The following is a 24,567-nucleotide window of genomic DNA, read 5'->3' as shown; positions in this document are numbered from 1 at the left end:
AAAATACCGTTCGCCTCAAGGCACCCTTCACCCCAAGAATTCGCGAGGCCGCCGTCAGCCTCTAAGTACTACTTATTCTTAAAATAATATTAACGCATTTTAATGGATTTGTCAAGAGGAAAAATCTGGAAATCGTAAGTTGTGCTACTTGGCTGTTTAAGGCCCCAAAATACGGGCTATTCGGCTACCTTGCCTGCGCTTACTTCTGCTGCAAGACCGTTCTTTATCATCATGGACTCGAAGGATTTAAGGACTTCCGAATCCCAAAACCCCTTGGTAGCCTCGGCCTTCATGACCTCGAGGGCAACCTCGCGCGAGATGTCGCTTCTGTAGGGCCTTATGGTCGTAAGCGCGTCATACACGTCCGCTATCGCAAGGATTCTCGCGCCAAGCGGAATATCCTCGCCCTTCAAACCGTCGGGGTACCCGGTGCCGTTGTACTTCTCGTGATGCCCTCTTATTAGGGGAAGAAGCGGCTGCGCGAACTTAAGGGGCTTACATATCTTCTCGCCCATCAGCGGATGCTCCTTCACATGCACGAACTCGGTGTCGTTTAGCGCGCCCGGCTTATGAAGCACGCCCTTATCCGTGCCTATCTTACCTATGTCGTGGAGAAGCCCGGCCTTTGCTATTATCTCGCACTCCTCGGGGCTAAGCCCGATGAACCTGGCAAGGCTTGAGGCAAACTCGGAGACGCGCTGCGAATGTCCATGCGTGTAGGGGTCGGTATAGTCAAGGGCCGAGGCAAGGCTAAAGAGGACGCTCTGCGCGCTCTCGAGCTCGTCTATCAAGCCCTTTACCCTTATAAGAGATTTTACCCTGGCAAGAAGCTCCGGGGCCTGAAAAGGCTTTGTAACGAAATCGTCTGCCCCGCACTCAAGGCCCTTTACCTTGTCCTCGAGGCTATCTAAGGCAGTAAGCATGATGATTGGAACGAGCTTTGTTTCCTTTCTTTCCTTGAAGCGGCGGCACGCCTCGAAACCGTCCATCTGCGGCATGAGCACGTCGAGAAGTATTATGTCGGGAACGAACTCCTCGGCCTTCTTTAGCGCCTCCTTGCCGTTATAGGCCTTTACAACGCCGTAACCGCGCGACTCAAGAAGGGCCTCCAGGAGCTCGAGGTTCTGCGGATTATCGTCCACGGCAAGGATAGTTATCTTACCGCGCTTTTTGGCAGCCTCACGTATGTCAACAACTCCACTCATCAGGCGCAAAACTCCTTAAAAGGTGCCGTTTCAGGATACTACTATCCCAAATCCAAACAAAGCCCCTGTCTCGTTTATTTTACCAAAAAACGTAAGACGAATTCAAGTTTAATTTACAACACCAATTACCGGCCGGCAGCAGCGGTCTTTTTCTTGACGCTGTGGCAGCGCTGGCAGTTGTCAAAGCCCTTTGGCTGGAAGGCCACGGTGCCGTGGCATTTGCCGCAGTACTTGCCGTCCCAGACGTCATACATGTTGAAGGTATTGGCGCCCTTTTGCGGTATGAAGATGGAGGGATGGCAGTTGGTGCAGGTGAGCCATGATACATGCTTTCTGTGCTCGAAGAGCACGTTGGCCATCATCTGGTCATTTATCTCGAAAACAATGTCTAAGTCGAATTCCTCGGGATCCTTTCCAAAATCCGATATGCTCCATCTAGGGTCCACAAAACCGTCGACCTGCGAGGCCGACCAGTCCACATACCCGAACTTATCCTTTGGAAGCTTTCTTACAGCCTCCGGGAGTTTGTTCTCGGCGATATTATCCGGGTTTTTCCAGCTCTCTGTTGCGAGAGAAACGCCGTCCTTGGTGGATGCGGCCTTGGCCCTTGCGACTATGAGCTTTTCTTTTTCTGCATCAGTCATCTCCGGGGCCGTCACGTCTTTTTCAGCGCCGACCCTCTGCGCCGATGACGAAGCAAATGCCGCGGAATTGGTCGGATAAAACGGCACTGTCTCGAGCCCTGAACGCTCAGGCGGCTCACTAACACACCGGGAAAACATGCACTTTATGGTCTCGCGCACGCTCCCCCTCTCTCTTGCACATCCTATTGCCGCAAATATAACCACAACAGCAAAAACCGGTATGACCTTGCCATAAAATGTCTTCATGCGTCACCTTCCGAGCCTGGCCGGGTTTATGGACGGCCGCAGGACGCTTATCCTTGCGCCGTCGAGGATAAAAACACGCTTCTTCGAATCCACCGTTATGTCAATAGGGGCGTAAATCTGACCGTCATTAAAGCCGCGCATTCCTATTGCGTAGAGCGGTCTGCCGCCTGTCTTGCCGTATACCAATATCTTTCCGGCATGCTTATCGGCCACATATATCAGACCGTCCGAATCCGAGGCCACGGCTGACGGAAATAAAAGAGCTTCCCCTGCTAAAGCTCCCTGCCCGAGAACGGCCCTTACCTTGCCGTTTGCGTCAAACACATAAACCTTCTGTCCGGCGGAATCCACGGCATAGACAGAACCGTCAGAACCGACGTTAACATGATTGATTCCCTTCGAGCCCCTGTCCCTTGGCAAAACGAACTCCCGCGTAAACTTGCCGGAGGATGTAAACATAAGAACCCTGGCGTTCATCCTGTCGACGACATATAGATTATCGGCCTTATCGAGCGCAAAACGCCACGGAACAAACGCACCGGCCCCCTGCGGCACGCCCGTAAGCTTCACCTCTATAACGGATTTGTCCTTGAGGTTTACAAGCTTCAAGGCCGGGGCAGAAGCATCGAGAATATAAAAATTGCCGTCAGCAGCCTTTGCCACGGCAACGACCGAGCCAAACCGCTCATCCGAAAGCTCGGAGAGGTACTCGAACTTTTCGTCGAAAGAAACAAGCCTCTTATTGCCGCTGTCTGCGACATAGAGCCGCTGCTTGCTCTCGTCGAAGTATATGGCCGCCGGTTCCTTAAAGGAACCCATCAGTTCGTCACGCTTAATAACCATGACAACTGACGCGTCAAGCTTCTCAGCCGCGAGCGACGACGACGGGCAAAGCACCGCAATGCCGGCAACGAAGAACACCAGGGCAGCTATCAATACGGCTACATTTTGTGGCACTGTTCGCATAACCCGCTGACCTTTTCTCCTCTTAGGTTCATCTCCTCGAACGTTCCCATTGGGTTGTGGCAACTCACGCAATCCATAGATTCTGACGACCTCGGGTCAAGGATATTCTCCCCCTGCGGGTGTGAGAACTTGCCCTGCGTCGGATGGCAATCGGCTGTGATACAGGTATTTGTGCCGCCATCCCTCATAAAGAATCTGTTATCCGATGCGTGCGACGCATGGCAGATATCGCACCTCTTTACCTTCGGATGTCTGTGCTTGCTTGAATCGGAGAATGCCTTCGTATCCGCATGACAGGCGTAGCAGGCAGTCTCCTGGTCGGCCCTCATAAGGCCCTTCACATCCGACGCGTGAGGGGCGTGACAGTCCAGGCACAAATTGGTGCTATACCCTTTTACAAGATGATTATATCTTTTATTGAAAGTGTCAAGCGTATTTTTGTGGCATTTGAGACAAAGCGACTGCCCCTTCTCGGCAAGCGCGCCAGCCTTGGCATGACAACTCGAGCACGAACCGTCATCAAACGGCTTATGGCGTCGCACTCTGAGCATTGAGTGAGAGTCGCTTGAGTGCGCGGCATGGCACGACGTACAATCGGAACCGGCTATCCTGAAACCGGAATGCGCTCCGGGGGCCTTTGCCGTTTTGCCGTTATGGCAATCTGCGCACAACTTACCGGGTGGCTTCCTTAAAAGCCAGTTGCCTCCGGCAGCATGAGGGTCATGACATACAGTGCAATCGCCCTTTTTCACAACAGGATGCACCACCTTGTCCTTTATCACATCATCTTTCTTGTGGCACTTAAAACACTGCTCCGACAAAGAATCCTTCAAAAGCCCCCTGTACTGCGAAGAATGCGGCTCGTGGCAAACGGCGCATTCCCCTTTCTTCACGGGACCGTGCACGCTTTGCCCCTCAAAACCCTTCTTTTTTTCGTGGCAGCCGTAGCACAATGCTGCACCCGCCTCATCAAGAAGGCCCGTATGCCTCGAAACATGCGGATTATGGCACGCGGTACACTCACCAGACGATACCGGCTTATGCACTACGGCCTTTTTTACCAGAGCGGCGCTTGATGCATGACACTCCGCGCACAGGGCCTTGGTGTCCGGACGGGCGGCAACTGCAACACCAGAGAGCGCCAATATGACAAACGCCAGCACTCCAAAAACAATATGTCCACGTATCGCCAGCGTCATTTCTTCATCCTCGCATGACATCTGTCGCATGTCTCAGACACAAAAGGCTTATGTTTGACATCGTAGAGAAGCCTTGAATCAGACCCGGTATGCGGCTCGTGGCATCCGAGACAATCGGCATTCTTCGTCTGCGCAAGATTGCCGTGTGCGGAAAGGAATTTGGCCGATGTCCTGTCAGCATGGCACGAATTGCATATCTCACTGCCAGAAGCCTTTGTAAGCCCTTTGAACTTCGATGAGTGCCCGACATGGCATTTATCACAAAGCCCTTCTTCAAACGCCTTGTGCTTAAAACTGCTTTCACCCTTTATTCTCAAATCCCCGTGACAAGCAAGGCACATCGTCTTGAATGACGCCTGCAAGAATAACGGGGCCTTGCTGCCGTGCGGAGCATGACACTTGGCGCACTCGCCCCTCAATACCGGCTGATGTCCGTATTTCTCCTTTAGCGACCTGTCAACGCTTCCCTGGTGGCATGAGGCGCATATACGAAGCTCGTCATCCAGCAGTATCTTCGGATAATTGGAAGCATGAGAATCGTGGCACTCGTAGCACTTGCCCTCGTTGGTAAATTTGTGCTTATTAGAACTATCAACGTAATCTAGCATACCGCCGTGACACTTGAAGCACACCCTCTCCTTCTTATCCCTCAGCAGCCCCGCTGACTCCGATACGTGCGCGCTGTGACAGGCCGTACACTCGCCCTTTGCTACGGTTGGATGGATGTTTATCTTGTTAAAATCTCTTATCGACGCCTCGTGGCACGAATAACAAACATCTTTTTGAGGAAGAGGCAAGAGGTCTGCAAAGTCCGAGGCATGAGAATCATGGCACCTCAAACAATCGCCTTTTGCGCTGGGCTCGTGAGATACGATGCCAGAAAACTTCTTCTCTACATGACAAAGATAGCAGAGCTTTGCCCCTGCTTCCTTCAACACCTTGGCATTATCGGCCGAGTGCGGGTCATGGCATCCAGAACAACGGCCATCTTTTATCGTCGTATGCACGACCGCCCTCTCGTGCTTCTTTATCTCGCCTGGATGGCAGCTGTAGCAAAGCCCTCTTTCGGCATATCTTAATTCAGCCTTATTATCGGTTGCATGAGGACTATGGCACTTAAGACAATCTCCCTTTGCCGAAGGATCATGCTTGACCCCTCTTTTTGCGTAAGAATCCATGGACGCCTTGTGGCACTCATAACAGAGCTTCTCGCCCTGCAGACGCGTCCCGAGTTCATCCTTGCTTCCGGAGGCGTTATGACACTTGTTGCAACCTTTCTCTCCATACGGAGAATGACTGTACGTGCGCGAAAGCCCCGGCTTCTCGCTCGAGTGCGGGGCATGACACCCTACACAGTCCGATCCAGCCACGTTATACCCCGAATGCGCTGTAAGTACATTCGAATCCTTGGGACTGTGGCACGAGGCGCAAAGTACATTGGGCTTTTCCTTTAACGTAGACGCATGATCTGAAGAATGCGGATCATGGCACTTATTGCAACCCTGCTTGACGGCCTCGTGAATATATTTGGCCTTGTCTAGAGTGTCGCTCTTGTGGCACTTAAAACATACATCATTGCCTCCAACGCGAGTAAGCCCTTTGAACTTGGAAGTATGCGGGTCGTGGCAATCGAGGCATTTTTTGTCTTTAAGCGGCGCATGCAGATTTGCGCGCTCCAGGCGCGGCTTATCCTTCTCGTGACACCCGTAACAAAGATCCGATGTCTTGGACTTGAGCCTAACCGTTCCCATCAGGCCATGCGGTAAATGACAGCCTTCGCAGTTATTCTCCGAAAGCGGCTTATGCAGAGTTCCACGTTCCCTGTACGCGGCAACGTCTTTAGCATGACAATCCACGCAAGCCTTCTTTACAACCTTCTCGGAAGGACACCCTGCGGCAAATAAACCAAAAACAGCGGATACTAAAACCAACTGCAATATAACTACGCCTCTGCCTATCCTATTACTGCTTCTTTTCATCGGTATCCTTAAGGCCCTTAAATATCGCCTCGTTTATTTCTATCGGCACAGTAGAGCGTAATGTCTTCAGATAAGAATCGTAATTTTCCTTGAAACGCTCCCTGCCGAGAGTGACCCTTATGGTGTCCCTCACGTCACGGTTCTCAAGCGGCGTATAGATACCGGCCTTCCTTTCCCTGAACTCATAGACAACATAAATATGGTTGCTCACCTGATAAGGGCCAAGAATCTTTCCCTTCTTGGCCTTCGCCGAGTCCTTTAAGAGCTCCTCTGGAAGGGTATTTGCGGCCACCCATCCAATATCGCCGCCCTTTTTGCCCGATGCTGGGTCGAGCGAAAGCTTCTCGGCAAGAAAGGCAAAATTAGCGCCTTTCTTAAGCTCCTTTATAATGGACTTGGCATCGGCCTCGTTGCCTGCAATTATGCCGCGCAAATAGAGCATATCGGATTCTCTGAACTTATCCTTGTTTTTCTCGTAATAGCCCTTTATATCCTCATCCGATATCTTTACGAGCGGCACAATAACTTTGGCCCTGAATTCGCTCGAGAGGGCATCGTCATAAATTTTCTTCAATCTCGCCGCAACCTCCGGCTTTTTCTCATACCCCTTGGTTAGCGCGACCGAGTCCAGCGCCTTTGCAAGTATCAACTTCTCAAGCACGGCCTCCTTCTCGGTATCGGCAACACGCCTTCTCCTCATCTCGATTGCGAGGTCCCTGCCGGTAATTTCTGCACTTTCAACCTTTGCAACAACGGCATCCCACGTTCCTATGTCTTCTCCGCTAAACTTACCAAGATCTTTTTTATATATTTTTACCGAAGCCTCCTTACGCACCTTCTTTAGATACTCGGCCTCGATATCCTTCACCTTTATAACATATAACTTGGAGTTCAGATCCGTCACTTCGCTGGCGCTGAGTTCGTCGAACTTCTTTACGTTAACCTCTACGGAAGGGTCCTTTTCCTTTTTTTCCAGCAACGCCTTCTCTATGGACTTGGACTCGACATCGTCGTAATAACGCCTTACCTCTTCCGGTGTTATCTTCGCTTTACCCCTGACCTCCTCCTGCTTAAGCATCTCCAAAAGAAGATTGAGCCTGTCGGTTGCAACCTTTTCTTTGAACTTTTCATCCTTATCAAGCCCCAGCTTCTCGGCCTCGCCTATAATAAGCTCACGCTCTATCAATTCATCGAGAAAGCCCTTGTAATCCGGCTTTTCAAAGCTCGGGGCCTGCACTCCGGCAAGCCCCTCGCCAACGCGCGAGGTGGTATGAAGCTTATCTACGGCCTTATTATACTCGTAGAATGTTATGATGCGATTACCAACCTTTGCGGCATAGGAAACATTCTTATCGTTGGCTTGTTCTTTATCGTTACCGAATGAGGAAAGTGTGGAGATGCCTGGGGTGAAAACCAAAACACATGCGAGTACAAATGGAACAATTATGCGCCGACATGCGGCGCGGTTGATTCCGTGATATGCATTTGTTTATTCATAATATACTGACCAAAAACACTCTCCTTATTTTAGTACTAAAAAAAGCTACCAGACTATCGCCTCGACCATCTCTTCGACAACCCTGTTGGCAAGCGCCACAGGGGTTCTTATCATGCCGAATTCAAAAACAAGAATATAATCATCGCCACGGCCCATCCTCTGATCCGCCCATACAAGCTTTCCGGTGGACACATCGACCATACGGGCATAAATACCGACTACCGGGGTACCATAAACCAGGCCCGTCTCAAATTGGTCTACATGCCCGAACACAACGGCGTCCACGTTCATACGCCTTCCAAGCAAAACAAGCTTATCGAGATCCATCTCTCCTACGGTAGAAACCTGCTCCTGCATCAAAAAATGCCTTATATTGCCCGGTTCCTCAACCGCATATTTACCATCGCTGAAAAACGCGGTAATATACGCATCCGTTACGACATCCGAGGCGCTGCTGTTCTTGGTCATATTCATAAAAGGTAGCACCGCTATCTTTTTCCGTTTGCTCCTCTCCTCAACATTTGCAGGCTCAAGCATAACCGCTTTTGATTCAACAACCGAAGCAACGCCATCGCCCTCCGCGCCTTTTTGCACACCGGCACATCCGGCAGCAACAAAAAACAAGGCCATTAATGGAAATAACGTATAACATACCGGCCGAATGCTTAAAGAAAACACATCCGACCAATGCAGGCCTACCCACCAACACCTATTGTGCTTATTTAGTAGAATATTAAACATATAACTTTATTTATGGAAAGGCATCGTGTCCAAAAACCGCAGGCAGATCAACTAAAACTCGCTCCAAAGACGATCTTTGCCCTTGATAACCTCGGCGAACGGAACCTTTTCACGGAACATCGCCGGCATACGCTTAGTCTCAGAATAAACATTGCCAACAGTATCCTTCGCGGTTATGGAAAACGCCAGTCTGCGTATATCGGTCTGCTCATCCATCGGGTATAAGATTTTTTCCGGAAAATCCGCATCGGAACCACTTAACAACTTAAGAACGGCACCATCCTTATCACTTATGGCGAAAGTCCACTCATCGAGCGGCGCATCGGCCGGCCGTATGAGCCTAAACTCAGCCACACCGTCATTAAACGCAAATTCCACATCTATCTTCGGAGGAGTATTGCGAACAAGAACCACATCTTCCATCCTTGCACTGTTGCCTGCGGCATCCTTAACACTCAGTACAATATTATAGCGGCCGTCTCCGACAACCCCCGTGCCATCAACCTCGCCCTTCCACACAAGTCGTGACGGCAAGAACCCAAAGCCGAAATCACTACGCACGACATTGCCGTCTGCGTCGGTTATATCGACCCTCCATTCTTCGATAACCTCGACATTGCGAAGCTTGGTTTCCATGACAACTTCCTTGCCATGTACCGTCGATATAACAGCGGAATCAAGCGTCATCTCAACGTTTGGCGGCGTAACATCTACCGTAAACTTGGTGGCTGCGGTAAAAACAAAAGGAACCCTCTGATCATTGGTAGCAACAACATCTATAGAATACACACCTTCGCCCAACGGAGCCGTTATCTCGCCCTTATACTTGCCTTCGCGTATCTTTTCAAGTACATAGTCAATATCGTCTATGATAATCCTCAATTCCTTAGGCTCTTCCATTATAGGCACTATATCAACTATTATATCAACCTTATCGCCGGCCTTGCCTATAGCCGGGAATGTTATAACCCTCTCGATTTCAAACGGGCTCTGGGCCATATCCTTTACGAAAAACTTATCGGCTATGCTCTTTACCAGGTCCCTTACAACAAGCGAAGAAAGGACATCCAGCGACTTTACCGATCCTAAGCCAAGGATCCCCTCGAACTCAACCCCTGAATACGCGAGATTATCGGCCCAGACAATAGAACCATCGATGGTGCTCACAAGCCTCATCGAAACCCCAACAGCCACCCTTCCACTTACATTATCGTACTGAGTTACCGTGCCTACCGCCACAGCATCAACGCCGAGGACCTTGCCCAGTTCTCTTGCCGTAAGCCTTGTTATCGAGCCAGTCTGCCTTATACGCCTTCTTCCAAGGAACTCCTCGACATCTTCATCAGAAGCGATCGAAACCCATCCCTTGCCCTTCAATTCCTCTCTGACAAGATTTTTGACAAGACCCGCAGCCTCGGCACTCAACGTCAAATTGTCAAAAGGAAATATCGCAATATTTTTAAGCGCAAGTGGCTTAACTGCCTCAAGCCCGTTGGCATCCACGGAACTCTTAATAATTCCGTTAAACTTTATATTCTCACGCGCCTCGGCTTGACCAGACTGAAAAAGAAACAGGCTCACAAAAAGCATCACAAGGGCTATCGCTCCAGGCAGCCGCCCCGACACAATAGGTTTTTCAAAAAGCGCAGTTGTATTCATTCCCTTGCTCACCTCCGCTCTAAGATACGAAAACGATAACATCCCCGCCCCAAAAACTACAACAACGTATTCAGAACCTTTTTTACGACTTTCTTTGATGCATCGGACTTATGAGTCCCACCCAAGCCTACAAGATCCTTCAAAAACCCCTTTGAATGTACGGTCGCATTCGATTGCCAAAGAAGCGTACCTGATGCCGTATCCAGCATCCTCAGGGAAATCGACACAGTGCCAGACTCCGTAACAGGATACTCATCCACACTTCCCATTATGACGGCCTGGGCGCCAAGTTTCTCGCCTATCATCTTAAGAGTATCCTTATCAAGACCTACAACATTGCCAGTATCCGCGCCAACCGACCTCAAAACAACCCCAAGATGCTTGGCAACTTCGCCTTGTTCAAGAACATCAAAAGCTTTTCTTGACATCAAGTCGATTGTAACGATACTCCGTATTTTTTCTCCGGCGAACTGATCTCCGGACATATTATTAAACGGCAAAACCGCAACTGTTTTAATATACGAAAAATTTGCCTCAGGATTGACATAGCGCATGGCAGAACCACAACCATACATAAAAGTCAATAAAAACAAGAGGCTGTACAAAGCACCGTATTTTCTTTCTCTTCTCATATTTGTTAGCATATTATATCCTATCCCCCTTCTTTTTGCAATATTTTTTTAATTTTTTTTAATCTATGCTCACTGCCGTATCTTTCATGTATAGGCGCTATATCGAAATACTAACATACAAGGACATCATATCGGTTTCGGAATCGCTGCTGTTATTTGTTATATTGCTATACCTTACCCCCAGGGATGTCCTCTGAAACGGATTCCAGTTTATGGTAATATTTTTTGATTCGGCATCCGGCGTAAACGCAAGGGAAGCATTCAAGTTAACCTTGCGTGTCGGCATAATGCTCAAATAATAAGTCTGCGTGCTTACAGGCGTTATATCTATAGTGCCACCCAATGACCAGATATCCGTGGGCCTGTAACTAAAATCCGCCTTGGCGGCCTCACCCGAGCTATTTGTCTTTTGCCCTCCGACGTTCGTTTCGCTCTCGCTAACCACCCCAGTCAGGGTCACGGTAACGGACTTCCTCGGCTTCAAGAACAAAACCGCATTATACGTCGTGCTCCCGGAAGTTCCCTTTGGCGTTCCATAGAGCGTATTTGCCGTTTGTGATGCGCCTGCTTGCAGATCAATCCCTCTATAGAGCCGCATGCCAAGTGACAATGCGATACTATCAGTCGCATTGCTCTTTTTGCCGTTCGCCTTCGTATCCGCTCTTGAAAGCGTCAAACTGGAATTTACCGTATCCAACGGGTTTGAAGAAAACGCCGCGCTGTACCTCCAAATTTCCTGCGTGCTGATTTTGTCCTTCGTTCCGCTCTCGGACTGATTAACGGTCAAGCCTATATTGAGATATTGCGGATGCGCAACATATGACGCCATAACGGCATTCGATGAACTGTAAGTGCCGCTTTCTCTAAAATCATCCTTCGTATTAGATTCTGTATATCCAAAACTATAGCTCAGGGCGAGCAACTCAATTGGTGTATAACCCAAAGAAAACCCGAAGGACTGCGTCTCCCTGCTGGAACTATACTTTGTTACTGCCGAGGCTATAGCATAACCGAGTACCTCAAACTCCGTAACATCTATATTAGACACGCCTTGCCCATTACCGTTCACCGCCTTGAAATATATAGCATCGGTATCGGCAAACGTTAATTCGAAATAATTACTGATGGAATCATACGTAACGGTAACAACACCGGCTACGGGTGTCCACACAACGTTATCCATGCTTGAATAAACAGACCAATTGAAATTATACGTATTATTAATTATACTTGCTTCCTCGATCGTGCCCGTGCTTATATAAACCCTTACGGTATGTACTGTCTGAGGTAAGGTAAACCCACCTCCTATGTTCCAACCTGCATTATTCAGATCTATACTGGTTTCAATTATCCCTGGCGGGTCAACCGGGGTTATCAAATCATTATCAATTATGGTATCCGGCGCGCCTTGGGCCGTAAGAGACCCTGTTGTATACGGCAAGGCACAAGCAGCGCCGAAGCACGAATAACCGGCATTGAGAACAGCAACCGTCGGAAACCTCGTTGGAGCATATTCGGCCGAGGCCGTTGTATCGGTAGTCGAATACGCCAAATTCAACGACGCTCTAAATTTTTTCGAAAACACACGCGACAACCCGCCGGAAACATTGTGCGATTCATTCTCCGTCTCCATCAGACTGACCAAATCCTTCGTAAGGTCATTAGTAAAACCATAAGAAACATTGGTGGAATAACCGCCCACGATAAAGTTATACGCTGTACTGGCCCCAAAATTATCCGTCGTCGTATTCAAACGCCGTACATTGGCGTGATCATAATTTTTCTGATGACTATAAAGTAGAAAAACCGGCTGGACAAAACCTGTCTTGGGCGTGCCTAGGGAGGCCCGCGCATTTGTATTTGTAACATGATCCATGTTCGACGGATCGGAGTCTGTACGCGTGTAGCTCATGTTAAACGTATACATGCTTGGTGGCGTAAAGTTGAACATCACTATCGGACTTACTTCGCTGTTGCTCTTCGTTGCAGTGCCGTCGTCGACAGTCGTCCTGGTCCATGAAGAGCTAAGAGTCGCCGATATCGTATTGGTAAACCTTTTTTGAACGTTAAGCATGTATCCCTCTGATATGGTGGTAATGTTGCTCGTACCAGTAGCAGATGTCACGCTCATATCATCGTAAGCCAGCCTGGCGCTCCCGCTAATAACAGCATAAGCCGAACACGGCAACAAAACAGCCGCCATAGCGGCCCCAAACACGACCAAACTTCTAGAGACCTTTTTAATAGCGGTAATTCTCACTCAAACCTCATCACACCGTAAGGCCTACTTCCGACCTTGAGCTTTTTCAACGCCTTCTGCGCCGACACGTCTACAATACCCACACTTCCGTCATCACGACATGCCACATAGAGCCTATTTCTAAATTCATCGGCAACGGCCGCAAAACTGCCCTTGCAAACGACAACCGCGCCCACGACAACATCAGTCTGCGAAAAAAACACCACTTTATCATTCACCGTATCCATGGCAAAAAGCCTTCCGTCAAAAGCCGTTATTCCCCGAGCCACCGAGTGTGCAATAGGTATCTTAAACGACTCTTTACGGTCGGAAAGCGAAACAACCGATATAACCAGGCTCGTATCGTCAAAAACATAAAGTTTATCGCCAGATACTGCCAGGCCTGTCGGGCGCACGCCGACCTTTATCTGCGCCACCACGTTATCACTGGTAGCCGCAATAACGCTTATGTCGCCGGACGCAAAATTAGCGACATACACCTCTTTCCTAGTCTTGTGCGCGGCTATGGCCTTGGGAGCTAACCCGGCAACAATTGTCTTGGTCGTAAGCCTCGTATTTGCATTCACTACGGTAACATCGTTTGATACCGCATTCATTATGTACAGCTTTACGCCATCGAAACCGGAACCTGTCTTTACGCCGACCATCTCCTTGGAACCTACGCCGCCAACCGGGCTTATCGTTTCACGTACCTTAAACGACAGCAAATCCACCACAGACACAGTTCCGTCACCGGAGTTAAGCACATATGCATCGTTTGCCCCCGAGAGAGACACTATAGAGGTAGGAGCCCTTCCGACACTTATCGCCCCTATCACGCGCTCCTTGTCTATATCTATTACCGAGACGTAATCAGAACCTTCGTTAGATATAAATGACACTAAATGGTGCGCCAAAGCCTGCTGCCCGGACGCATACATTGCCGGCTCCACAACTCCTGGCGAAATCACCGACGCCACAGCGTCCCATTCTATGTTTACAACAAAGGAATTCTCCGCCAAGAGCGAGAAATTAACGGGTAGTACATATGTCTTTGAACCGGTAAGTTTTGAAAAAACATCAGCCCCTGCAAGCGACGCGGCCGTAATCCTGATCTCAACGGCATCGAAGGAGCCCGGTTCCACAAAATACTCGCCAAGGATCAACTGACTGCCTAAAAGTTCAGAAGCATTTACCGTTTTCGCCTCACCATCAAGCGCCACCTGCTGCCCACCGCTCTTTTTAAGAGCCGACACCCCGAGCGTAAACGATAAAAGCGGCGGCCTCTTGCCGTCCTTTACATACAGATACACGAGCACGCGGGCCTTGCCGGAAAGACTGGCGCTGCCTGCGTCGCCGGCATTCTCCAAAGATACGGCACAACCGTAAAACAAACACAAAATAACGGCTGCCGCTATTGTCCTTACAGTCTTCATGACAATCGGCCCATATCCAGGCAAGACGGTCTTAACCAAACCGCTGCCTTATTAGTAAAAAAAGCCCCACTTACCGTGCCAAGTTATCGATTCGTATGGTCGGCTCGTGAGGCAACGTCACCTCAAATAGAACAGGTGGCAATTTACCACAATTTTTCCGGTGAAAGCAATACTTTTTTTAAAAAAAATTAATCTTCGCAGTGACACTATCCTAATGGACAGTATCCCACTATAATCGAATAGATGGCAAATGAGGACTTCTCGGTCAAAAATGGCGCTTAAGGCCAAGCTCAAATATATGGTATGTTGTCCACGGAATGAATATCAAGCCCCAGTACAGAGTAATATTGGCCAGAAATGCCGCCACGTTCCACTTGGCAACCTTCTGCTCGTCCCAATGGAAAAATATCCTGCCGTGTATCACTATCGCGTAAAGGAACCAGGATATTATAAATAAGTACTCGACCATGTCCCACTGCCACCAGTGCCCGTGCAAGAGAGACGAATAATATGAGCCCAGAAAAAAGTAAAGGGTTTGAGCCGCGAAGCCGTAGAGTATGCCGTACTCGACAAGCCACTTCCTAAATAGCGCCATGGAAGAGGTCTCTTTTTTAAGAAGCACCCATAAGGCCGAGCAGAAAGCAAGCGTGTAGAACCCATACGACACCCACGCAAACAAGGCATGAAAATAAACCCACAGGCTCTGCTCCGATATTACAAGAGGCTTTATGCTCATGTCATAGAAAATTCCGTAAAGAAGCGTTAGCGCCGATAACGGCACGGTAAAGCCGTAGTATTCGCACTTTTTATCGACAAGAAGCGATATGAGTGTTACAAAGAACGCTGCAGCAAGGGTTTCCTCGAATACTCCGAATATGGGCGGATGACCGGATAATGCCCATCTAAAGGCTATCTCTACCAACTGAAGCACGAGGATCCCCCAGAGCGCCGGCCTTAACCTCACGCGCCACGAAGACCGCGCTGCCGCGCCTAGGGCCGTAACCGCATATAAAAGGAGTATCGCAAAGTGATAATAAAAAAGTAATATATCTGCCATTTATCTCACCCTTTATCCGTCAGGACTTTCCTTCTTCCGGTTTTCTGCCGTGCAAAAACACGCCCCCGATACGCAGAGCAAGGCCGCCAAGAGCCGCAAGAAATGCGGCGAAGATAAAGGGCTCGCCCATGTCCTTTACAACGCCGACCGTCACATAGCGCTTGAGCTCGACGAATGTCATCGCATAGGGGCCAAACCCGAAACGGCTGCCGGTCGCCACAATACCGTCGAACATCAGGTTCCCGAGCCACTCAACGCGCACTACAAACACCGGATCCGTTATATTAACGCTCTTATTGAACAAACCAAACTGCGTCATCTCCGGATCAGGCAATACCTTTACCCGTACGGTATACCCTTCTATTTCGAAAACCCCTTCGCTGCCCGGAGGAAATACGCTCATCTCTACCGGGGCCCTGAACATAAATACGCCGTTTTTTTCAAGAAGCACGGTAGGCACATATCCGTACCCCGCAAGTCTTAGCCTTGCGCCATTAATCGCAATACCGCCATTCAAACGAAGCTCACCTGAATTATCCATTGTCTCAACCGGATACTTAATTTTTGCCGTAAGAGAGGTGAAATAAAGTTTTTCGTTCCAAAATGCCGGTTTTACTTCAGACAATGAAAACGAAAGCCCTGGCGCAAGCTCTGCGAATTTTTCGCCGGCATTGTGGTTCACATACCCGCTCTCATCTCCGAAAAAAACGTCTCCATCGAGCACCATAGCGCTGCCCTCGAACCTATAGGCTGCGCTTAGCATTATTCCTATTGCGGCAAGAATAAAGGCCGCATGAAATATAAGATTGCCGTCATGGATATAGCGCTGCGCAAAAAAGCTTATCGCAACATTGAGAAAGAAGAATACGCCCCACGCGGCAATGGGCCCCCAGAGCATATAAAAGGCCGGCGGCTGCATTTGCAAAAAACGGGTCACAACCATGTATGCAAAATACACGGCCAGTATCTTTAGAAGCAGCACGGAAAAGCGGCGCGAGCCGATATATTCGTAAATCTTCCTAAACATACGGGTTGCCGTGCTTTATCTCCCTGAAGGCCCTTCCCATCGGTATCTGCAATATGGCGGAGGTAAGGTGCGTCATCGGAAAACCTTTTAACCTTATATTCAAAAGCCTCTTTATAACGCGCATGGGAGTAAAGGCCTCGGCGCGGAGCCAGAAAAGCGCCTGCTCTCTTTTCTCCGGCGTCATCACAGGGTCGGGATGCTCGAACACGGCCCTGTTGCCGTTATAGTACTCCCAGCCGCGCTCCGGTATAAGATACGGCTTGTACTCTTCGTATATCTCGGTGCCCGGAAACGGCGTAAGCAGCATCGGGTGCGGCATCATCTTCAATTTGTCGCACACATCAAGGGCCCTTTTATAATCGTCAAGGGTATCCTTTCTGCCGCCAAGCACAAGAAACGTCATTATATCGATGCCGTTATCCTGTATCTTCTTTATCGCTTCGTGCCTTTTGCTGCCCTGCTTATGATGCGCGTTCCATTCCTTAAGGCTCTCGAAGTTCTCGCTCTCCCAGCCTATCATCACGAGCGTGAGCCCGGATTTTCTGCCCCATTTAAGAAGCTCTTCGCCGCGAGCATGTTGCACGCTTACGAGGTCTCCGGAGCCTATCCACCACTTACGCATGTTTGCCAATTCGCGATAAAGCTCTATATAGAGCTTTATCGATCTGTCTATGCCCGCGCCCCAGATATTGTCGTCCACGTTCCAGAACATCCAGTACGGGCTCTCTGCGACCTCGGCCACGACGTCATCTATCGGCCTGTGCCTGATGTTATTTCCAAAGAACTTATAGACAGAGCAGTACTTGCACTTAAACGGGCATCCCCTTGCCGTAAAGAACGAGCCCATTGGATATTTTGTTTTTATCAGCCCTTTTTTAGGGCGCGGCAGCCCGGTTAGCGCAAGCTGCGGGCCGTCGTATATCTTTTTTAACGCGCCTTTTTTAAAATCCGCTATGACGTCTCCCCAGACTCCCTCTGCCTCGCCCCTTACAACGGCATCGGCATGGGCCGCGCCTTCTTCGGGAAGCACGGTAACATGCATGCCTCCGAGCACGACCTTTTTCCCTCTTGCACGCAGCATATCCGCCGTTAGATACGCCCACGGCGCCTGCGGGGTGAGCACCGTTATGCCCACAAGGTCGGCATCTATTTCGTCGAGCTTCAAATCCTCCCTGTTTGCGTCTATGAGCTCGACCGTTACGTCAGGAGTAACGGCCTCTGTAAGCCCCGCAAGGTATTCGAGCACAGGCGGGGCTATGGGAAGCCCTTCGCTCTTTTGCACCTCGTCAAGGCCAGTAAGCTTAACAAGCCTGCTGCTCTTACTCTCGACGTACTCGCCAAAAGGCGGGGATATAAGGGTTATTTTCATGTCAGGGGATTTTAACGCGGAAACTCAAGCGGCGCAACAGGCATCTAAACCGCAGCCGCTTTTTTCTCGGGCATCAGCTTGTCCATGTACCTAGCGACCTCTTCTGGCATCTTGCCCAAATCGCCAAGCTTGTTTACGAGGAACGAACTCGTCATCATAAGCCGCATGGACACGAGCATGTACTCGCGCTTAAAGTCATCGGGTATCTCTATTACCTCTTTTAGCTTGTCCATATAGAAACGCCTGTAACAATCCACTATGGCGCGGTCTATATCGTCGAGCGTCATATTGTCGGGCTCTACTATCGGGTCTATAAGGTTATAACGCTTATAATCGAAGACCTTCACCCTGTCCTTTAATTCCTTGTACATATCGGCGTATGGCCAGGGCGCGATCGCAAGGAAATGGCAAAAATCCGCGTTATAGAGCTTGGCAAGCCCAAGCGTTCTCTCTATCGAGTCTTTTGTCTCGTGCGGCAGCCCCAGTATCATCGAGGTCTCGGTTATGATGCCGTGGTCGTTTAAAAGCTTCAATGCCTTTCTCGCGTCGTCGACCTTGACGTCCTTCTTAAAAAGGTCCAACGTCGCCTGGTCGGTAGCCTCTGTGCCTACATATATATGTATGATGCCGGCCTTTCTGTATTTCGAAAGTATGTCGGCATCCCGAAGTATATCCTCCACGCGCGTTTCCATGAGAAGGAATACGTTCGTATTTCTCTCGATTAGCAAGTCAAGGAAGCGCTCCCACCTTGCCCTGTCGTATGTGGGGTAGTCGTCTGTTAGGAGCACAACATTTACGCCGTGCTTTTTCTGGTCCTCTATATCGGCAATAAGGCTCTCCGGGCTTCTTGCCCTCCAGCTCTCGCGCCAGAACTTTCTTTGCGAGCAGAAGGTGCATTCCTTATTACAACCACGCGATGTATCGAGCGCCCCGAGCCTCGAGCCGGGTATAATGAAGTAGTTATAATCCGCCCAATCAAGCGCATCCCAGGCCTTTGGAAGTTTTTCAAACTCAAGAGGCTCCATCAGCGGCCTCTCTTCGGTAAGTTTTACTTCGCCGCCTTCCTTATACGCAATCCCCTTTACAGACGCAACGTCTAAGCCGCCCTCTATCGCCGTGAGCAGCTCTCTTAGCGTAATCTCGCCCTCGCCCCTTACGATGTAATCGAGCCTCGGGCAAAGCGAGAACGCCTCCTCTGCCATGAAGCTCGGGTGTATGCCGCCAAGTATCGTTATTATGTTTTTATCTATTCGCTTTGCGCCCTGCATAATGCGCAAGGCATCGGGAAGCGTGCAGGTGATTGCTCCGGTTGCGACAACATCGGGCTTTACCTCTTTTATCTTCGCCTCTATCTCCGCATGCCCGACACCTTTGGTCATTGCGTCGTAGACAACGGCATCCCACCCGGCCGCTCTTGCTGCTGCGACAAGATATACCATGTTAAGAGGCACCCACCTTCCGGCAACCTCCACAACACCGGCATGGTACGGCGGCGTGACAAATAGTATTTTCTTTTTCCTACCCATGCCCCTACTTTCTTATTGCCCCGTAGATAAGGCCGCCGAGAAGACCGAGCACCGTGCCCGATATCTCGTGAATAAGCGCCATGTTGTGCGTAAACCCGGCCTCTGTGCCAAACCAGTACGCCACAAACCCCGTGCCCACGATAAACCCGATTACGCCTCCGGCTATTACCGGGACCGTGTACTTATTACCCTTATACGAGCTTCTGCCGCAAGTCGGGCAGACATCTACCTTTGACATCCGATACACCTCCGTGGATTTTACGAAACTCAAAAATTATAACATACGGCAGCGCCTCAATGGAAGCAAAAAAGGTTTTCCCGGGGCTCTGGCCGGAAGCGCAACCTCACATAAAAATTGACTTTTCCGACTTTTCTGTTAGAGTTTTATATATGCCGAAGAAAACGTCCGCAAAGGTTGAGCTTAAGAAACTCCCGCCCGTGACCATGGTGGTATTTGGCGCAACAGGAGACCTTGCCGCGAGAAAGATACTTCCGGCAATAGTTCGCCTAAAGGCGCTTAAACTCCTGCCCGAGCAGTTCGCCGTCATCGGCGTGACGTCAAAGGACCTTGACGACGAAGCCTACAGAACTATCGCCGCAAAGTCGCTAAAAGAATTCGCAGCAGCAGACGCGGCAACTGCCAAGGCAGCAAAGGAAGTGCTTGCCTCTACCTTCATCGTGTCGTCCACCTATGAACATAACACGCTAAAAACCGCGCTTGATAAAAAGCTCGGCGCGGTTGCCAAACTCCTGCCAGAGACAAAGAACGCCGGGCGCATACACTACCTTGCCACCCCTCCGGCGTCGTTCCCGGAAATCATCACCACACTCGGCGAAGGCGGCTTCTCGAAGAAAAGAAATGGCGAGGCATTTAGCCCGAGAATACTCGTTGAAAAACCCTTTGGCTCGAACCTCGAAACAGCGGTAAAACTAAACGACATGCTCGCAAAGTACTTTAGCGAGAATAACATCTACCGCATAGACCACTACCTCGGCAAAGAGACCGTGCAAAACCTCCTCTTCTTCCGCTTTGCAAACGGCATATACGAGCCCATCTGGAACCGCCAGTATGTCGAGCACGTGCAAATCACAGTTGCCGAATCGATTGGCATAGAGAATCGTGGCAGATACTTCGATGAGTCCGGCATCATGCGCGACATGGTGCAAAACCACCTCCTGCAGCTCCTTGCCCTCGTTGCCATGGAGCCGCCCATAGCCTTTACAGCAGACAGCATACGGGACAGAAAACTCGACTTAATCGAGGCCATACGCCCCTTTGACATAAACGACGTGAAAAAGCACACAGTCAGGGGCCAGTACGGCTCCGGCACAGTGGAGGGCAAAAAGATAAAGTCCTATAGGGAAGAAGAGCACATAAAGAAAAACTCCTCGACCGAGACATTCGTTGCCCTAAAGCTCTTCATAGACAACTGGCGCTGGAGCGGCGTGCCGTTCTTCCTTCGCTCAGGGAAAAGGATGGCCAAACGCTCGACAGAGGTGGCAGTGCGGCTAAAGAGCGTGCCGCTTTGCCTCTTTAGAAAGAACGTCAGCGGATGCCCGGAAAATAACGTCCTGGCACTTAAACTCCAGCCCGACGAAGGCATATCCTTCGAGTTCAATATCAAGTACCCGGGGAGCGCAAATAAGATAGACACCGTTAAGATGGACTTCTCGTATAAAGAGTCCTACGGCGTTGAGCTTCCCGAAGCTTACGAGCGCTTGCTCCTCGACTGCATGGCCGGGGATACCACCCTCTTTCACCACAGAAAAGGGGTCGAGTCGGCCTGGAAGTTCGTGGACGGAATCATAAACGGCTGGAAGGAAATGCCCTCGCCCAAATTCCCGAACTACTCTCCCGGCAGCTGGGGGCCGGAGGAGGCGGACAGACTCATGGACAGGTACGGGAGGCATTGGAGAAATAAGTAGCAAAGGGAAGCAATCTCACAGGTCGTCATTCCCGCGAAGGCGGGAATCCAGTGTCTATAGAAGCCTTGCCCCTGCGGGGCGGCTTTTGGGTATGGGGCGTGCGAGGGCTGCGACCCCGCCGCATAACCACCCCACGTATTGCCCCGCCTTAAATCGCTTCGCTCATGCAACCCCGGCAATACGTCCGCCCCTTATGCGGCCCGCTTAAGCCCGTCGCTTAGCCCCATACCCGGGGTTTTTAAAAGAAACGAAACCCGTGATTAGGCTGTGATGCGTCGTTGCGCGTGAATTTTCGGTCCTCAACGTATCTGACGTGATACGCCTGCGACCAAAAATCCCCGCACGCCTCGCCTGACAGCCTACTTACGGGTTTATGAGTGGGAAAAGATTGGCGGCAGCTACTTTATGGAAACATAATACTTTTTATAATATTACCATTAGCATCTCTCGTTGTAAGCAATTCTATATTTGTTTTTCCACCACGAAGATATAATAATATTTTTTCTATGTCTTCTTGCGAGGTGCCTTCGATTTGCTTCTTTACCACATAAATTGCGTCTACTATAAGAATATTCTTATTTTTAAAGTCCTGGTACAGAATATCTAACCCATCGCGGATTTGTCCAACAGTTATTCCTCTTATCGAATAAGCACCAACAGAAATCTTTACAACCATTGTACGAGCATCGCCAGCCACGGAATAAATAGAATTTATTTCTTCCCTTGTGAGTGCAACTGTTTTTTTGTTTTTGGGAACAGTTATGTTTTCTGAAAGCTTTAAATCATTTTCTGTAGCCCAAGGGGCAATTTCATATACATACGAAGTAACCTTTCCTGTTCCAGCCATAAAACCAGATATATACCCTATTTTTAAGGTTTCCGGGTAGCCGTTCCAATCATGTCCATTTTTCTCATCTACATAGTCTCCTGCAAAACAATCCGACCATACAGTAAAAATAAAAACAGATATGAGCACCCATACTAGATATTTCCGCATATTGCCCCCTTTGTTTTACCCAAACGATTTTACAAAAAAACCATGTAGGCTTATTAACGGTGGTAACCCAACAATTATAGCCGCCACTTTACCGTCTGACGCAAAACTTGACGGTTTGGGTGGATGGGGACTACCGCCTATACCTATTCCTTATCGCAAGCACAAAGAGACCAACCTGTATTGGAATAAAAATTCGCGTAAATAAAACAACTGCCTCGCCCCATAAACTTTTGGGCTTCATTATTGGCGTCTTATCAAAAGTAACGTACTGAAAAACATTTACGAAATACTGCGATACAACATTTGAATTTGCATATTTCTCAGAAAAATCTTTTGCAAGCTCAAAACCAGTCCACCACATTAAAAAAACAACCGCGATAATCATACCGCACAAAACCGCACCAGCCCTTACCGGTCGTTCGGCATAACCACTAGATAGCCAATAAAGCAGCGGCAAAATACCTGAAAAATCAACAGACCAAAACTTTCTTGGCCGCTTTCTGCGCATTTCCTTTTCGCCATAATGCCACTCCGATACTTTTACCCAATCATGATCTGCTGCGGCTTTTTGCTTAAGTTGTTGGTATAACAATTCTACAGCTTTGCAGTCCGCTTCTTTTATATTTTTTACTTTCTCGCAAAGCGCCAACTCATCATACAAAAGCCATCGCCTGCCAAACAACCCACTATTTTCACTTAACCACTTGCACGCGGCACCAAAATTAATATTTCTTATATCGGTACCAACAAATGAAACCTTGCCTAACCCCACACCTTCAAACAAAAGCACTTTTCTTATATCTATCTCATGAAAATCTGCTCGCTCAAAGAACACAGGGGTTTCCTGTACTACAGAATATTTAACCCCGTAATCCTCAAAGCTACCCCCTTTAAAGTATCCATTTTCATCAAATTTGGCACGATAAAAACTTACAACCTCATAAAAACTAACCAGTTCAAAAAAAACTTTCTTACAAAAAATAGTATGCGATAAATCATGATACCTTTCTCCAGCGTCACTACTAACACCAGATATCAATTTATTAAATACAGACAATTTAAAATTCGCTATACCAGAAAACTCCGCCCCCATAAAATCTGCCATACCACTCAAACCAGCTTTATTTGCCGCAGCAAATTCCGCCTTAATAAAATTAGCATCACCGCCAAACTTAGTATTACGAAAAAGTGCATCGCCAGAAAATTTTGTTCCATTAAAATATGTATCTTTCGAAAATTTTACACTCTCAAAACTAGCCACGTCTTCAAATATACATCCTGAAAATTTTGCAACCTCTCGAAATTCAGCCGTACTAAAAAAACTCCCCCCCTTAAATTGTGCTCCAACAAACGATACGCTTTTCTCAAAAATTGCTTCCGAAGAAACCACCATTCCCTCAAAAACTGCCTTTGAGAAATTGAGATTTGGCAACCTTTTTTCAAATGCTATGTCCCACTCAAATACTGTATAGCTCAAATCACAACTTTTATTCCACCGTAAAGCCTCTTGAACTTTCGTTAATACCAGCTTATTAAATTTATCCTTACTAGTTCCTTTCTTAGTAGGAGGTGCATGAAAAATACAATACATATCACCATTGCTATCTGTAAAAACAAGCGGCTCATTTTCACACCACCCAGAGGATTTTTTTAATATAGCGCAGCCCATAACAACCTCTCTTTATGTCTAATTTAACAATTAAAAAAACTATCCTTCTAAAGAGTCACAAGATAAATACCAACACATTACAGTCCTATCCCCCTTACACCTTCTCAAGCTATACCACACTCACGCATTAATTGGAAATATTTTTTACAGGAATGTTTTTCGCTGCATGGAAGGACTACCCGGATATCCAGCGAGCAGGAAGGAGTCTCAATACACGCACAACCCCGCCCCCTCCCCCAAAACTCCCCTCCTTAGCAAGGAGGGGCAGCGGGGAGGTTAACAATGACTCCTTCCTTATTCCTTGCCAGCATCTTTTACCCCACCTCGCCTCCCCTTGCAAAGGGGAGGAAGTAAAGCCCCGACCCCACCCGCCATCCACCCACCCAAAAACTCCCCTCCTTAGCAAGGAGGGGCAGCGGGGAGGTTAACGATGACTCCTTCCTTATTCCTTGCCAGCATCTTTTACCCCACCTCGCCTCCCCTTGCAAAGGGGAGGAAGTAAAGCCCCGACCCCACCCGCCATCCACCCACCCAAAAACTCCCCTCCTTAGC

At 48.9% G+C, this 24,567-nt stretch carries 19 protein-coding genes; 1 reads left to right on the top strand and 18 read right to left on the bottom strand.

Annotated features, from left to right (window positions below):
- Positions 1–176: 176 nt before the first annotated feature.
- From OEV59_09345 to OEV59_09270, 16 genes are all read right to left on the bottom strand, one after another.
- On the bottom strand, positions 177–1,205 hold the full coding sequence (locus tag OEV59_09345) for a response regulator (protein ID MDH4227933.1): 1,029 nt from the start codon (positions 1,203–1,205) through the stop codon (positions 177–179).
- A gap of 125 nt (positions 1,206–1,330) precedes the next feature.
- The gene (locus OEV59_09340; GenBank protein ID MDH4227932.1) at positions 1,331–2,095 is read right to left on the bottom strand and encodes a hypothetical protein; all 765 of its coding nucleotides are present in this window, start codon (positions 2,093–2,095) and stop codon (positions 1,331–1,333) included.
- Between the two features lie 3 nt (positions 2,096–2,098).
- Entirely contained in the window at positions 2,099–3,052 is a 954-nt protein-coding gene (locus tag OEV59_09335) for an NHL repeat-containing protein (protein MDH4227931.1), read from the bottom strand.
- Positions 3,037–4,260 (bottom strand): hypothetical protein, encoded by a 1,224-nt coding sequence (locus OEV59_09330; GenBank protein ID MDH4227930.1) that lies wholly within the window; start codon positions 4,258–4,260, stop codon positions 3,037–3,039. Before OEV59_09330 ends, OEV59_09335 begins: the two co-directional genes overlap by 16 nt.
- The gene (locus OEV59_09325; GenBank protein ID MDH4227929.1) at positions 4,257–6,239 is read right to left on the bottom strand and encodes a cytochrome c3 family protein; all 1,983 of its coding nucleotides are present in this window, start codon (positions 6,237–6,239) and stop codon (positions 4,257–4,259) included. The genes OEV59_09330 and OEV59_09325 overlap by 4 nt, the downstream gene beginning before the upstream one ends.
- Positions 6,223–7,683 carry a peptidyl-prolyl cis-trans isomerase gene (locus OEV59_09320; GenBank protein ID MDH4227928.1) on the bottom strand — a complete coding sequence of 487 codons (1,461 nt, stop codon included), beginning with the start codon at positions 7,681–7,683 and terminating at the stop codon, positions 6,223–6,225. Before OEV59_09320 ends, OEV59_09325 begins: the two co-directional genes overlap by 17 nt.
- Before the next feature lie 99 nt (positions 7,684–7,782).
- A complete protein-coding gene (locus OEV59_09315) occupies positions 7,783–8,367 on the bottom strand; it encodes a CsgG/HfaB family protein (protein ID MDH4227927.1) in 585 nt (194 codons plus the stop codon).
- A gap of 162 nt (positions 8,368–8,529) precedes the next feature.
- Positions 8,530–10,137: a CsgG/HfaB family protein gene (locus OEV59_09310; protein MDH4227926.1), complete on the bottom strand. Its 1,608-nt coding sequence runs from the start codon at positions 10,135–10,137 to the stop codon at positions 8,530–8,532.
- A 56-nt stretch (positions 10,138–10,193) separates the two neighbouring features.
- Positions 10,194–10,622, bottom strand: a complete 429-nt coding sequence (locus OEV59_09305; GenBank protein MDH4227925.1) for a hypothetical protein — start codon at positions 10,620–10,622, stop codon at positions 10,194–10,196.
- A 244-nt stretch (positions 10,623–10,866) separates the two neighbouring features.
- Positions 10,867–13,029, bottom strand: coding sequence for a hypothetical protein (locus OEV59_09300; protein ID MDH4227924.1), 2,163 nt, complete (start codon positions 13,027–13,029; stop codon positions 10,867–10,869).
- Positions 13,026–14,444, bottom strand: a complete 1,419-nt coding sequence (locus OEV59_09295; GenBank protein ID MDH4227923.1) for a hypothetical protein — start codon at positions 14,442–14,444, stop codon at positions 13,026–13,028. The genes OEV59_09300 and OEV59_09295 overlap by 4 nt, the downstream gene beginning before the upstream one ends.
- A gap of 265 nt (positions 14,445–14,709) precedes the next feature.
- Positions 14,710–15,501, bottom strand: a complete 792-nt coding sequence (locus OEV59_09290) for a cytochrome c biogenesis protein (protein ID MDH4227922.1) — start codon at positions 15,499–15,501, stop codon at positions 14,710–14,712.
- Positions 15,502–15,520: 19 nt separating this feature from the next.
- The gene (locus OEV59_09285; GenBank protein MDH4227921.1) at positions 15,521–16,528 is read right to left on the bottom strand and encodes a cytochrome c biogenesis protein ResB; all 1,008 of its coding nucleotides are present in this window, start codon (positions 16,526–16,528) and stop codon (positions 15,521–15,523) included.
- Positions 16,521–17,897 (bottom strand): B12-binding domain-containing radical SAM protein, encoded by a 1,377-nt coding sequence (locus tag OEV59_09280; protein ID MDH4227920.1) that lies wholly within the window; start codon positions 17,895–17,897, stop codon positions 16,521–16,523. Before OEV59_09280 ends, OEV59_09285 begins: the two co-directional genes overlap by 8 nt.
- A 44-nt stretch (positions 17,898–17,941) precedes the next feature.
- Entirely contained in the window at positions 17,942–19,423 is a 1,482-nt protein-coding gene (locus tag OEV59_09275) for a cobalamin-dependent protein (protein ID MDH4227919.1), read from the bottom strand.
- 4 nt (positions 19,424–19,427) lie between these two features.
- Positions 19,428–19,661, bottom strand: a complete 234-nt coding sequence (locus OEV59_09270) for a hypothetical protein (protein MDH4227918.1) — start codon at positions 19,659–19,661, stop codon at positions 19,428–19,430.
- A gap of 152 nt (positions 19,662–19,813) precedes the next feature.
- On the opposite strand from OEV59_09270, the gene zwf reads away from it, so the two are divergent.
- Positions 19,814–21,349: a glucose-6-phosphate dehydrogenase gene (gene zwf / locus OEV59_09265; GenBank protein ID MDH4227917.1), complete on the top strand. Its 1,536-nt coding sequence runs from the start codon at positions 19,814–19,816 to the stop codon at positions 21,347–21,349.
- 403 nt (positions 21,350–21,752) lie between these two features.
- Here zwf and OEV59_09260 read toward each other — a convergent pair whose 3' ends face one another.
- Both OEV59_09260 and OEV59_09255 read right to left on the bottom strand, forming a co-directional pair.
- Positions 21,753–22,325, bottom strand: a complete 573-nt coding sequence (locus OEV59_09260; protein MDH4227916.1) for a hypothetical protein — start codon at positions 22,323–22,325, stop codon at positions 21,753–21,755.
- A gap of 151 nt (positions 22,326–22,476) precedes the next feature.
- Positions 22,477–24,015, bottom strand: coding sequence for a pentapeptide repeat-containing protein (locus OEV59_09255; protein MDH4227915.1), 1,539 nt, complete (start codon positions 24,013–24,015; stop codon positions 22,477–22,479).
- Between the last annotated feature and the right edge of the window lie 552 nt (positions 24,016–24,567).

It is taken from the genome of Deltaproteobacteria bacterium, assembly GCA_029858205.1.
Taxonomy (GTDB): Bacteria; Desulfobacterota; GWC2-55-46; order GWC2-55-46; family DRQE01; genus JAOUFM01.
The sequence above is the reverse complement of the archived record's forward strand: the minus strand, read 5'-3'. Positions and strand labels throughout refer to the sequence as shown.